Source organism: Oerskovia douganii (assembly GCF_015142735.1).
GTDB lineage: Bacteria > Actinomycetota > Actinomycetes > Actinomycetales > Cellulomonadaceae > Oerskovia > Oerskovia douganii.
In genome coordinates this window covers 38,428-50,067 of sequence record NZ_JACSPN010000006.1, presented here as the reverse complement: position 1 = coordinate 50,067, position 11,640 = coordinate 38,428, and the positions used below count along the sequence as shown (strand labels likewise).

The 11,640-nt window shown below is 73.4% G+C and carries 11 protein-coding genes; 4 read left to right on the top strand and 7 right to left on the bottom strand.

Going from position 1 to position 11,640, the window contains the following annotated elements:
* The first annotated feature begins 73 nt into the window (after positions 1–73).
* The 3 genes from H9623_RS06460 (at position 74) to H9623_RS06450 (ending at position 2,557) form a co-directional block, all read left to right on the top strand.
* Positions 74–496 carry a hypothetical protein gene (locus H9623_RS06460; protein ID WP_193719246.1) on the top strand — a complete coding sequence of 141 codons (423 nt, stop codon included), beginning with the start codon at positions 74–76 and terminating at the stop codon, positions 494–496.
* Positions 497–566: 70 nt separating this feature from the next.
* The gene (locus H9623_RS06455) at positions 567–1,172 is read left to right on the top strand and encodes a pyridoxamine 5'-phosphate oxidase family protein (RefSeq protein ID WP_193719245.1); all 606 of its coding nucleotides are present in this window, start codon (positions 567–569) and stop codon (positions 1,170–1,172) included.
* Positions 1,169–2,557 carry an MFS transporter gene (locus H9623_RS06450; RefSeq protein ID WP_193719244.1) on the top strand — a complete coding sequence of 463 codons (1,389 nt, stop codon included), beginning with the start codon at positions 1,169–1,171 and terminating at the stop codon, positions 2,555–2,557. Before H9623_RS06455 ends, H9623_RS06450 begins: the two co-directional genes overlap by 4 nt.
* Positions 2,558–2,568: 11 nt before the next feature.
* Here the strand turns inward: H9623_RS06450 and H9623_RS06445 are convergent, their stop codons facing one another.
* From H9623_RS06445 to H9623_RS06420, 6 genes are all read right to left on the bottom strand, one after another.
* Entirely contained in the window at positions 2,569–3,696 is a 1,128-nt protein-coding gene (locus H9623_RS06445) for an aminopeptidase P family protein (RefSeq protein WP_193719243.1), read from the bottom strand.
* Between the two features lie 154 nt (positions 3,697–3,850).
* On the bottom strand, positions 3,851–4,681 hold the full coding sequence (locus H9623_RS06440; protein WP_193719242.1) for a helix-turn-helix domain-containing protein: 831 nt from the start codon (positions 4,679–4,681) through the stop codon (positions 3,851–3,853).
* A gap of 106 nt (positions 4,682–4,787) precedes the next feature.
* Positions 4,788–5,360, bottom strand: coding sequence for a hypothetical protein (locus H9623_RS06435; RefSeq protein WP_193719241.1), 573 nt, complete (start codon positions 5,358–5,360; stop codon positions 4,788–4,790).
* A gap of 91 nt (positions 5,361–5,451) precedes the next feature.
* On the bottom strand, positions 5,452–6,375 hold the full coding sequence (locus H9623_RS06430; protein WP_193719240.1) for an NADP-dependent oxidoreductase: 924 nt from the start codon (positions 6,373–6,375) through the stop codon (positions 5,452–5,454).
* 67 nt (positions 6,376–6,442) lie between these two features.
* Complete coding sequence (locus H9623_RS06425) at positions 6,443–6,850, bottom strand: VOC family protein (protein WP_193719239.1); 408 nt, start codon at positions 6,848–6,850, stop codon at positions 6,443–6,445.
* A 100-nt stretch (positions 6,851–6,950) separates the two neighbouring features.
* The gene (locus tag H9623_RS06420) at positions 6,951–8,189 is read right to left on the bottom strand and encodes an amidohydrolase (RefSeq protein WP_193719238.1); all 1,239 of its coding nucleotides are present in this window, start codon (positions 8,187–8,189) and stop codon (positions 6,951–6,953) included.
* A gap of 118 nt (positions 8,190–8,307) precedes the next feature.
* Here H9623_RS06420 and H9623_RS06415 point away from each other — a divergent pair, with 118 nt between their 5' ends.
* The gene (locus H9623_RS06415) at positions 8,308–8,964 is read left to right on the top strand and encodes a GntR family transcriptional regulator (RefSeq protein ID WP_193719237.1); all 657 of its coding nucleotides are present in this window, start codon (positions 8,308–8,310) and stop codon (positions 8,962–8,964) included.
* A 4-nt stretch (positions 8,965–8,968) separates the two neighbouring features.
* Here H9623_RS06415 and H9623_RS06410 read toward each other — a convergent pair whose 3' ends face one another.
* Positions 8,969–11,551: an ATP-dependent DNA ligase gene (locus tag H9623_RS06410; protein WP_193719236.1), complete on the bottom strand. Its 2,583-nt coding sequence runs from the start codon at positions 11,549–11,551 to the stop codon at positions 8,969–8,971.
* Positions 11,552–11,640 lie beyond the last annotated feature (89 nt).

The following is an 11,640-nucleotide window of genomic DNA, read 5'->3' as shown; positions in this document are numbered from 1 at the left end:
CATCACTCTCGGGTAGCGACCGGCACGCGGCCGCGACTCGTGTCCACGGCGTCCTCGGTGCAGGATGGCCGCCATGAACGTCGACGGCCCGAAGACACCGACCGTGGTCGACGATGCCGGCCGAGGATTGCCCGAGGTCTGGCGTCGACCGGTCGCGTCACTCGCGGCGGGTCCGCTGATCGGGGCGGCGACCGGCTTGGCCTTCGGGCTGACCGACCCCGCCTGGGCCTCCTGGTCGATGTTCCTCGGGGCGCTCGCGGGGTCGGCCGCGGCGCTCGTCGCGAGCCTGCTCGGAGCGATGGCGAACCTTGTCTTCCGGACCGCCCGGACGGGGGTGCGCCGTGCGGCCGTCGTCCTCGGGACCGGGCTCGGGGCCGCGGGGACCGTTGCCGCCCTGGCGCAGGTCTGGCACGTCGTGCCGCCCTGGTCGGTGGCCTTCCCGCTCGCCGTCCTCGTCGTGATGTCGGCGGTGATGATCTGCGGACCCCACCGATGAGTTCGAGGGCCTGGGCCGGTCGAAGGAGGACGGAGCGGCGACGGCGCCGACCGAGAGACGGAGGGCCTCCATGACCACGGCATCGATCGCGCAGCCCGACCCGGCGCCCACCCCCGACGGTGGCGCCGCGGGCGAGCTCATGACGGACTTCTCGTCCCCCGGCGCGGCCCCCACCTCCTGGGCGGACGCCCTGAAGGTGCTCCAGGCCGCCGAGATCTTCTGGCTGTCCACGGTCCGCCCGGACGGGCGCCCCCACGTCACGCCGCTCATCACCGTCTGGGCTGACGGTGCGCTCCACTTCTGCACGGGCCGCACCGAGCGCAAGGCGCGCAACCTCGAGGAGAACCCCTGGTGCGTGCTGACCACCGGCACCAACCTCATGAACGAGGGGCTCGACGTCGTGCTCGCCGGAGCCGCCGAACGCCTCACGGAGGACCATGTGCTCCAACGCCTGGCCGACCGCTGGGCGTGCAAGTACGACTGGCGCTTCGAGGTGCGTGACGGGGCGTTCTGGGACAGCGAGGCGCCCTCGGAGAGCGCGTCTTCCGACCCGCCTGCCGCCGGGGAGGCCCACGTCTTCCAGGTCCGCCCCGTCACGGTCCACGCCTACGGGCGCGGCGAGGACTACACCGCGACCCGGTGGAGGTTCGACGGCGGGGCTAGCGTGGAGGCGTGACGCCCGCTCAACGCCGCGTGCTGCTCGTCGCGATCCTCGCCTCGTTCGTGTCCTTCCTCGACGGGACGGTGGTCAACGTCGCGCTGCCCGCGATCGCGGACGAGCTCGCCGGGGGAGCGCTCGGAGGGCTCGCCCTCCAGCAGTGGGTCGTCGACGCGTACCTCATCACGCTCGGCTCGCTCATCCTCGTGGCCGGTTCGCTGTCCGACGTCCACGGGCGGCGACGCGTCATGTGGTGGGGGCTGCTCGGGTTCGCGGTCACGTCGGTGCTGTGCGCGCTGGCACCCACCGGGGTCTTCCTCGTGGTCGCGCGCGGGCTCCAGGGCGTCGCGGGCGCGCTGCTCGTGCCGAGCTCGCTCGCGATGATCATCTCGGCTTTCAGCGGCGCGGCGCAGGCCAAGGCGATCGGCACCTGGACGGCCTGGACGGGCACCGCGATGATCGCGGGCCCCCTGCTCGGGGGTGTGCTCGTGGACACCCTGTCGTGGCGCTGGGTGTTCGGGATCAACCTGCTGCCCGTCGCCGTGACCCTGTGGATCCTGCACGGCCTGGAGGAGGGAACCACCGAGACCGGACGGCGGATCGACGTGCGTGGTGCGGTGCTCGCGGCCGTCGGGCTCGCCGGGCCCGTCTTCGCGCTCATCGAGCACGGAAGGTTCGGGTGGGGCAGTCCGGTCGTGTGGGTGCCGCTCGTCGTCGGGATCGCAGCGCTCGTGGCGTTCCTCGGCTGGGAGCGGCGAGCCCCCGACCCCATGCTGCCGCTGTCCCTGTTCTCGGTGCGCAACTTTGCCGCGGGCAACGTCGCCACGGCCGCGATCTACGGGGCGCTCGCGTTCGGCGGGTTCGCCGTGACGCTGTTCGTCCAGCAGGTCGCCGGCTACAGCGCGACGCTCGCAGGTCTCGCCCTGCTGCCCGTCACGTTGCTCATGCTGTTCCTGTCCTCGCGGTTCGGGGCGCTCGCGGGCCGGTACGGGCCGCGCCTGTTCATGACGGTGGGTCCCCTGGTCGCGGGCTGCGGGTACCTGCTCATGCTCACCACGACCGCCGAGGCGAGCTACGTCACGCAGATCCTGCCCGGGATCCTGCTGTTCGGCCTGGGGCTCGCGGTGACCGTGGCACCCCTGACCGCGGCCATCCTGGGGTCCATCCCGGCTGCGGACGCGGGCATCGGGTCGGCCGTCAACAACGCGGTGTCCCGCATCGCGGGCCTCGTGGTCATCGCGTGCGCGGGGATCGTCATCGGACCCGTGCTCGACGTCGCCGGGTTCCACCGGGCCCTGATCGTCACGGCCGCGCTGCTCGTCGCGGGCGGCCTCGTGAGCTGGGCGGGCATCCGCAACGAGCAGGTCGTGGCCGCGGGCGTCCCCGACGCCCCGGCCGCCTGAGGCGTGCTCGCCTACTCGACCACGTGCAGGTCGTGCGGCGCGTTGTTGAGGCGACGGGCGCCGTCGGGCACGTCGTCCGGGAACGCGACCACGATGTCCTCGATGCGCACCCCGAAGTTCCCCGACAGATAGATTCCTGGCTCGACCGAGAAGCACATGCCGGAGACGATCGGCTGCTCCTCGCCCTCGATCATGTACGGCGGCTCGTGCGTCGTCAGGCCGATCCCGTGGCCCGTGCGGTGGATGAACTGCTCGCCGTACCCGGCCTCGGTGATCACGGCGCGGGCGGCACGGTCGACGTCCTGGCAGGTCGCCCCGAGACGTACCGCGTCGACGCCGGCCTGCTGCGCGGCGCGCACGATCTCGAAGACCTCGCGCTGCTGGTCCGTGACGTCGCCGCCGACGTGCACCATGCGCGTCATGTCCGAGCCGTAGCCGTCCTTGAGGCCGCCGAAGTCGAGCACGACCATGTCGCCCTCCTGGATGACCCGGTCGCCCGCCTCGTGGTGCGGGTTGGCACCGTTGGGCCCGGAGCCGACGACCGTGAAGTCGACCTGCGAGTGCCCGTGGTCGCGCAGGAAGCCCGCGAGGTCCGCGGCGACGTCCAGCTCGCGGCGCCCGCTGAAGCGGATCTCGACGATGTCCGCGAACGTCGCGTCGTTCGCCGCTCCCGCGGACGCGAGCCGCTCGATCTCGTCGGGTCCCTTGACCGCGCGGAGCATGGGCAGGGCCTGCGTCATGGCCGAGTACGACGAGTCCGGCAGCGTGCGCTGGAGCCCCAGCAGGTGCATGGCCCACGCCGAGTCGGAGATCGCGTAGCGCCCGGCGGGGTCGAGCAGGTCGGCCGTGACCGCGTACTCGTCGACGCCGTCGGTCCACGGTGTCACGTGCAGAGCCGCCGCGCCGACCGCGCGGTCGAGGTCAGGCCGTTCCAGGACGGGCACCACGATCGACGCCTCGCCCTCAGCCGGGACCACGAGCAGCGTGATGCGCTCGGTCATGGCCGTGGGCGTGTACCCCGTGAAGTACGTCATGTCCGGGCCGGGGGTGACCAGCACCCCGGCGAGCCCTGCGTCGCGGGCCTGGGCGGCCGCGCGGTCGATGCGCGCGGCGAAGTCCTGTGCGGTGAACTCCCTCATGGGGCCAGCCTGCCACCGGCGGCGCGGGTACGCCGGACGAGCGGGTGCCCGGAGGAGCGGGGTGCCCGACGGCGGAGCGCGGCCCGCGAGGTCGGCCCACCTCGTCGTCGTCGGGCTGCGCGGCCCCTCGCGGGTCCGGGGGTGCGGTGCGGTCTCAGGCCTTGCGGTGCTCCGCGACGCCGCGCAGCGCCTCGCGCCGGGTCCGCAGCTCCTCGCGGCCTTCGCGAGTGATCTGTGCCCAGTTCCGGTTCTTGGTGATCCGGGCGCGAACCAGGCCGGCCTCGGTGAGGTCGTGCAGGCGTGCCGCGAGGTTGCGCTCCTCGACGCCCGTGAGGCGGGCGAGCGCGGGCTGGTCGGCCTCGTCGGCGTCCCCGAGCACCGCGAGCACACGCAGGTTGTCGGTCGCGGGGTCGCCGATGCTCAGCGCGCCGTCGCCCGACGCGAGGGTCAGCCGCTCCCCGCGGAGCGCGAGGCCCGCGGCCACGAGGAGGCCCAGGCCGAGCGCGAGACCGCCGAGCGCCGTGGGCACGGACGGGTCGAACAGGGCGTCACCCGTGGCGGTGAGCACGAAGGACACCGCCATCGTCGCGATGCCCGCCAGCCACAGGAAGCGGTCCGAGGCGCGCAGCCCCAGGACGGCCAGGCCCATCCCCAGGATGGACGGCACGCCGATCCAGAAGCTGATCGAGGGGAGCAGGAAGGCGATCACGGCGCTCAGGACGATCGCGATCCCGTACCCGTCGCTCCCGACCCCCACTCCGGTGGGCAGTCGCAGCACGAAAGCCGTCAGGAACGTCAGCAGGAACGCCGCGAGCGGCACGAGCACCATGAGCCACAACCAGTCGCCTGCGAGCAGGCTCAGTCCGGTGATCACGAGCGTGGCGACCCCGGCTGCGGCCAGCGGGAGCGAGCGAGCGTGCCGCGCTGCGCGGGTCCGCAGGCGTGCGGTGTCGGCTGCGACGAGGGCGGGGACGGTGGCGGGCATGGGCTTCACGGTACCGGCCCGGGCGCCACACTGAGTGCGGAGCTCTTGCGCGAAACGCCCGGCGAGTCGCACAAGAGCTCCGCACTCAGCGGTAGGGGCAGACAGTTCAGACCGTGCGGCGCCCCCGCCGACCGGTGCGGTCCTGCCGGAGGGACGGCCTGCGGCCGTTCCGACGCCCCGGGCTGCCCGTGCCGGCGGCTTCCGGGGGAGGGGCGGGGAAGAGTCCGGGGAGCGGTGACGGCAGCCTGGCCGCGAGCTCGGGGTCGATCGTCGCCCCGCGGACGGCCTCGGACCACGACGGTTCGGCACGGCACCGGTCGGCGATCCGCTGGTGCAGGTCGGCGCGGTGGTGCAGGACGTCCTCGACGGCGCCCGTGCTGACCCGGTCGAGGAAAGCGCCGTCGTCGTCGCTCTCGACGCCGAGCGCGATCAGGGCGTCGAGCAGCGGCAGGGGGTCGAGGTCGTGCAGGAGCCGCTGGGCGACCTCCTCGTAGTCGTCGAGGCGGCGGTCTGCCTCGAGCCGCCCAACGCGCCCGCCTCGGTCGAGGAGGGACCATTCTCGATAGCGGAGCGCGATCCGGTGCGCGGACCTCGCGTCGAGGGGCGCTCTGGGGGGATCGACCTCGTCGGGTCCGACCGCAGGTTCGTCCTCGGGCACGCTGCTCTCGTAGTGCTTCACCCGGACACCTTCTCGGTCGGGTGCGGAGTTCTGGTGCGACACGCCCGGCGAGTCGCACCAGAACTCCGCACCCACGGCGCGGCCAGGCAGGTCAGACCGTGATGACGACCTTGCCGCGCACGTGCCCGGTCCGGCTCGCCTCGTGGGCCTTCGCGGCGTCGGCCAGGTCGTAGACCTCGGCGACGTCGACCGTGAGCTGACCGGCGTCCGCGAGGCGGGCCAGCTCGGTCAGCCCCGCGACGTCGGGGCGGACCCAGACGTAGTGCCCGCCGAGCTCGTCGCGGGCTGCGGCGTCGACGACCGAGGCGACCGTGCCGCCCTCGCGCAGGACGTCGGGCGTGGTGGCCAGCGCCTCGCCGCCGATGTAGTCGAGGACGACGTCGACGCCGTCGGGCGCGAGGGCGCGCACGCGCTCGGCCAGGCCCTCGCCGTAGGTCACGGGCTCGGCGCCCAGGGAGCGCAGGTACTCGTGGTTGCGCTCGGACGCGGTGCCGATCACGCGCGCCCCGCGCGTCACCGCGATCTGGACGGCCATCGACCCGACACCGCCCGCGGCCGCGTGCACGAGCACGGTCTGGCCGCTCGTCACCCCGGCGCGGTCGATCGTCTGCAGGGCCGTGAGCCCGGCGAGCGGCGCGCCGGCTGCCTGCTCCCACGTCCAGGACGAGGGCTTGCGGGCCAGCGTGCGGACCGGGGCCGCGACGAGCTCGGCCGTGGTGCCGCCGGAGACCACGTCCTTGCGGACGTAGCCGAAGACCTCGTCACCGACCGAGAGCTCGGGCGTGTCCAGGCCCACCTGCTCGACCACGCCCGCGACGTCCCAGCCCGGCACCACGGGGAACGTGGTGTCCATGATCGCGTCGAGGTAGCCCTCGCGGACCTTCCAGTCCACGGGGTTCACGCTCGTGGCCCTGACCCGGACCAGGACGGAGTCCGGCCCGACCTTGGGGGTGGGGAGCTCGCTGAGCTCGAGGACGTCGGCTCCGCCGTAGCGGGAGTAGGTGATGGCTCGCATGGAGGGGGCAACGGGCGGCGGCGCCGGGGCATTCCCCGACGATCGCCGCCCGTCGCGTCCTTGCAGGTCAGCCCTCGATCGTGCTCGGGTCCATGTACATGACCTCCCACAGGTGGCCGTCCAGGTCGGAGAAGCTGCGCGAGTACATGAAGCCCTCGTCCTGCGGCGGGTTGGTCTGCGCGCCGCCCGCGGCGAGCGCACGGTCCGCGAGGTCGTCGACGCCCGTGCGGGACTCGGCGCTGATCGCGTTGATCGCCTCGGTCGCGTCCTGCGCGTCGACGATCGACTTGGGCGTGAAGCGGCGGAAGAACTCGTGGGTCAGGAGCATCACGTAGATCGTGTCGCTGATGACCACGCACGACGCGTTCTCGTCGGTGAACTGCTCGTTGATCGAGAACCCGAGCTGCGTGTAGAACGCCTTGGACTTCTCGAGGTCTGACACGGGCAGGTTGACGAAGATCTGGGTTCCGGCCATGACGTGCTCCTTCGGACGGGTCGCCGCGGTGTCCCGCAGGGCGAGGACGGGTGTCGTCGGTGTAGACCGGTGGCCCCCGGGGAACTCATCGGCGCGAGCGTCAGACCAGGACCTCCCCGTCCCGGGCGACGACCTGGCCACCGGCCACGACGAGCGCGCGGGCGGGAGCGCGCACCACGGCGTCCTGGGTGTTCTCGGCGTCGACCAGCACGATGTCCGCGCGCGCCCCCTCGACCAGGTCGTGGACGTCGTGCCCCACGAAGAACCCGGCGTCGCTCGTCGCGAGCCGGGCCGCACGGACCAGGTCCTCGTCGTAGCGGAAGCGTGCGAGCTGCGCCAGGCGCGTCGTAAGGGCGAGCAGGTCGCCCGTCCCGTAGGGCGCCCACAGGTCGCGGATGCCGTCGGTGCCGAGGCCCACGCGCACGCCGTGCTCGCGCAGCAGGTCCAGCGGGAGCGGGGTCGCGCCGATCGGGGCGACGGTCGTCATGCTGATCCCGGCCTCGCCCATGGCCGCGACGAGGTCGGCCATGCGGGTCGCCGGCAGCTGCCCGACCGCGAAGCCGTGCGCCACGTTGACCTTGCCCTGGAGGCCTGCGCGGACCGTGCGGTCGATCATGAGCTCGATCTGGAACGCGCCCAGCTCGCCGCCGTCGTGCAGGTGGACGTCGATCCCGACGCCGCGGCGCTCGGCGATCTCGAACAGCCCGTCGAGCTGGCGCACGGGGTCGCGGTCGATCGAGGCGGGGTCGAGCCCGCCGATGTGCTCGGCCCCCGCGGCGGCCGCGGCGTCGAGCAGCTCGAGCACTCCGGGCCGGCGCAGGACGCCGTCCTGGGGGAACGCGACGATCTCGGCGTCGATCGCGCCGCCCAGCACGAACAGCGACTCGCGGACCACGTCGATGCCGCGCAGGCCCAGGCCCAGGTCGACGTCGACGTGGGTGCGGATCGCGGTCGTGCCGTGGCGCAGGAACTCGCGCAGGACCGCGACCGTGACGTCGACGCCGGGGATGCCGAGCTCGTCGCGGTGCTCGCGCTCGTGCGCGATGCGGCCCTGCGTGGTGGCCTCGCCGCCGTAGCTGACCCAGGGCTTGCCCCACCAGCTCTTGTCGACGTGCGCGTGGGCGTTGACGAACCCGGGCAGGGCGAGGAACCCGCGCCCGTCGATCTCGCCCGGCGCGGGCGTCGTGCTGCCCGACGCCGCCGCGTCGGTCGCGAGGTGCGGCGTCACCCGGGTGATGTGTCCGTCGGCGACGTGGAGGTCGACGGCCTCGCCGCCCCAGGGCCGGACGTTGCGCAGCACGGTCACGTTGGCGGGGGAGCTGGTGGGGATCGGGGGCATGCGGGGGTTCCTTCCACGGGTGGTGCTCGACGGTCCGGCGGAGGGCTCGCCCCCTGAGCAGCCCGCCGACCACAAACGGTATACCATTTTGACCTCCGGGTTCCGAGAGGATGGACGCATGAGCGCAGACCAGCCGTTCGAGCCCGAGGCCGACCGCGTCGCCCGGATCGTGCGCGAGCAGATCATCGACGGCGAGCGGGCCCCGGGGGACCGGCTCGTCGAGCGTGACCTCGCGGCCGAGCTCGGCGTGAGCCGCGTCCCGGTCCGCGACGCGCTCAAGACCCTCATCGCCGAGGGCCTCGTGACCCCGCGGCCCCGCACGTGGGCCGTCGTGCGCACGTTCACCGACGACGAGATCGAGGACCTCATCGAGGTGCGCTCGGCGATCGAGACCCTCACGTTCCGCCTCGCGGCCGAACGGCGGACGCCCGAGCGCCTCGCGCGGCTCGGGGCCGTGCTCGACCGTGAGGCCCGAGCCGCCCGCGACGAGGACGCCACGGCAGCCCACCGCGCGGGCGCGGACTTCCACGAGCTCGTGGCCGCGACGGCCGCGAGCCCGCTCCTCGACGAGATCGGGGCGATCACCGCGAGCCGCCTGCGCTGGCTCCTCGGGCAGCACGACGACCTGCAGCAGATGGTCGACGAGCACCGCGGGCTCCTGGCCGCGATCCGCGCGGGCGACGGGCAGGAGGCGGCGCGGCTCGCCGTCGGGCACCTGCGCACGAGCCGGGACGCGGCGCGTGCGCGACGCGCGCAGACCCCGGCGCGCGGCTGAGGTCTCACCCCTCCCGGCGCACGTCCTCGGGCGACTTGTCCGGACGCCAGCCGCGCCAGACCGCGTGCCGCAGCCTGCCGTCGCCCTCGGGTGCGCTCGTCCAGTCGGCGTAGTCGACCTCGCCGACCAGGTGCGGCGTGACCCACCGGGCGTCCGAGGCGTCCGCGGCGGGCACGTCGAGGGCCGGGTTCGTGACCCGCTCGATCCGGCCGAGCCGCGTCACGAGGTCGCGCCGGTCCTTCTCGGTGAAGCCCGACCCGACGCGGCCCACGTAGCGCAGCCCCTCGTCGTCGGGCACCGCGAGCAGCAGCGAGCCCACCAGGTGCGACCGGTCCCCGTGCCCCGGACGCCACCCGACCACCACGACCTCCTGGGTGTGCGAGTGCTTGACCTTGATCCAGCTCCGCGAGCGCCGCCCGGCCGTGTAGGTGCTCGTGCGCCGCTTGGCCACCACGCCCTCGAGGCCGAGCTGCCTGCTCGTCGCCACGGCCTCCGCGAGGTCGCCGTCGAACGCGGGCGGGACGTGCACGGTCGAGGACTGGTCGACCAGGTCCTCGAGGATCTCGCGCCGCTCGTCGTACGTGCGCCGGACGAGCGAGCGCCCGCCGACGGACAGGACGTCGAACAGCATGAGCTCGACCCCGACCTTGGCGCGCGCCGCTGCGACGTCGCCCGCCTTGGTGAGGTTGGCGCGCTGCTGCAGGCGGCGGAAGCTCGGTCGCCCGCGCGCGTCGAGCGCCACGATCTCGCCGTCGACGACCACGGGCAGGTCGGCGTGCGGGACACGGGCGGCAAGGTCCTGGAGCTCGGGGTAGGTGAGCGTCATGTCCTTGCCGCTGCGGCTCACGAGGCGGACCGAGGCCCCGTCGGCCGATCCGTCGGCGGGGCCCGTGACCTGCGCGACCACGCGGAACCCGTCCCACTTCATCTCGTAGGCCCAGTCGTCGGGGTCGCCCTCGGCGGTCAGCGTCTCGACCGTCCCGGCGGTCGCGAGCATGGGGCGCGGCAGCGCGACCCCGACGGGCTCGTCGTCGGTCTCCGACGGGCGCTGCCGGGGCGCCTTGCTGCGAGGTGCCGCGTGGCCCGTGGGGTGGGCCTCGTCGCGCGGGGCCATGAGGTGGATGAGCCAGCTGTTCTCCCCGGCTCGGTCCGACGTACCGGAGGCACCGTGACCTCCCGTGTGGATGAGCGCGAGGCGCCGTGTGCCGTGCTGCTCGCCGTGCAGCGTGACGATGACCTCCTCGTCGTCGCGCCACTTCTCGAGCTCGTAGGTGCCCGCGTCCCAGATGGTCACCTCGCCGCCGCCGTACTCGCCCGCGGGGATGGTCCCCTCGAACGAGCCGTACGCGAGCGGGTGGTCCTCGGTCTGGACCGCGAGGTGGTTCTTCCTCGTGTCGGTCGGCTCGCCGCGCGGCAGGGCCCAGCTCACGAGCACGCCGTCGTGCTCGAGGCGGAAGTCCCAGTGCAGGCGGCGTGCGTGGTGCTCCTGGATGACGAAGGACCTGCCCTCGCTGCTGGGGGCGACGTCCTCGGGGACGGGCTCGGGGGTCCGGGAGGCGTCGCGCTTGGCGCGGTAGGTCTCGAGGCGGTCTCGCCGGGGCGCCGTGCCGGTCTCGCCGCTGCTCGAGCCCGTGCCGCCCGACGGCGTCGCGCCCTTGCGCGCGAACGTCGCCATGCGCTCGGGCGTGGGTTCGAGCGAGGCCAGGTGGCCCGCGGTCAGCGCTGCGAGCGGGTCGCCGATCCGCTCGACGCGTTCCATGACCTGGTCCTTGTCGAGGTGCGCGAGGTCGGGGTCGTCGAGCTCGTCCCACGTGCGCGGGGCCGCGACCGTGGGGTGGGTGCGGCCGCGCAGCGAGTACGGCGCGATGGTGGTCTTGTTGCCGTTGTTCTGGCTCCAGTCGACGAGCACCTTGCCGCCGCGCAGCGACTTCTTCATGTCGCTCACGACGAGGTCGGGGTGCTCGGCCTCGAGGTAGCGGGCGAGCTCGTGCGCGACCGCGCTGACCTCGTCGGTGGTCTGGCGCCCGTCGAGAGCGGCGTACAGGTGGATGCCCTTGGAGCCGCTCGTCACGGGCAGGGGGTTCAGGCCCATGCCGCGCAGGACCTCGCGGGCGAGCCGGGCGACCTCTGCGCACTCGCGCAGGCCTGCGCCCTCGCCGGGGTCGAGGTCGAGGACGAGCCGGTCGGGGTTCTTCTGGACCCCCGTCCGGCCGAACTGCCACTGCGGCACGTGGATCTCCAGGGCGGCGATCTGACCGAGCCACGTGAGGGTCGCGAGGTCGTTGACGAGCGGGTAGGCGTTGGTGCTGTGCTTGTGCTGGATCGTGCGGCGCCGGACCCACGTGGGGGTGCCGGCGTCGAGGTTCTTCTGGAAGAACACGGAGCCCTCGACGCCGTTGGGCCAGCGCTTGCGCGTCGCGGGCCTGTTCGAGGCGTGGGGGAGCAGGACGTCGGCGACCGCGGCGAGGTAGGCCAGGACCTCGCCCTTGGTCGTCCCCGTGGCGGGGTACAGGACCTTGTCCAGGTTGGTGAGCTTGAGGCGGTGACCGTCGACGCTCACGGTCTGCGCCGCCGTCGAGGGGGCCATGGGTCCATGGTCGTCCGGGGCGGGCTGCCGCGCTCGGCGGGGTCGTCCCGACGGCAATCGTGCAGTTGTGCAATTATTGCAGTCCTGCA

Bases quoted from the DNA above. Each gene is read 5' to 3' on its own strand.
- H9623_RS06460 (WP_193719246.1), top strand. From the start codon at position 74: ATGAACGTCGACGGCCCGAAGACACCGACCGTGGTCGACGATGCCGGC.
- H9623_RS06455 (WP_193719245.1), top strand. From the start codon at position 567: ATGACCACGGCATCGATCGCGCAGCCCGACCCGGCGCCCACCCCCGAC.
- H9623_RS06445 (WP_193719243.1), bottom strand. From the start codon at position 3,696: ATGAGGGAGTTCACCGCACAGGACTTCGCCGCGCGCATCGACCGCGCG.
- H9623_RS06440 (WP_193719242.1), bottom strand. From the start codon at position 4,681: ATGCCCGCCACCGTCCCCGCCCTCGTCGCAGCCGACACCGCACGCCTG.
- H9623_RS06430 (WP_193719240.1), bottom strand. From the start codon at position 6,375: ATGCGAGCCATCACCTACTCCCGCTACGGCGGAGCCGACGTCCTCGAG.
- H9623_RS06425 (WP_193719239.1), bottom strand. From the start codon at position 6,850: ATGGCCGGAACCCAGATCTTCGTCAACCTGCCCGTGTCAGACCTCGAG.
- H9623_RS06420 (WP_193719238.1), bottom strand. From the start codon at position 8,189: ATGCCCCCGATCCCCACCAGCTCCCCCGCCAACGTGACCGTGCTGCGC.
- H9623_RS06415 (WP_193719237.1), top strand. From the start codon at position 8,308: ATGAGCGCAGACCAGCCGTTCGAGCCCGAGGCCGACCGCGTCGCCCGG.
- H9623_RS06410 (WP_193719236.1), bottom strand. From the start codon at position 11,551: ATGGCCCCCTCGACGGCGGCGCAGACCGTGAGCGTCGACGGTCACCGC.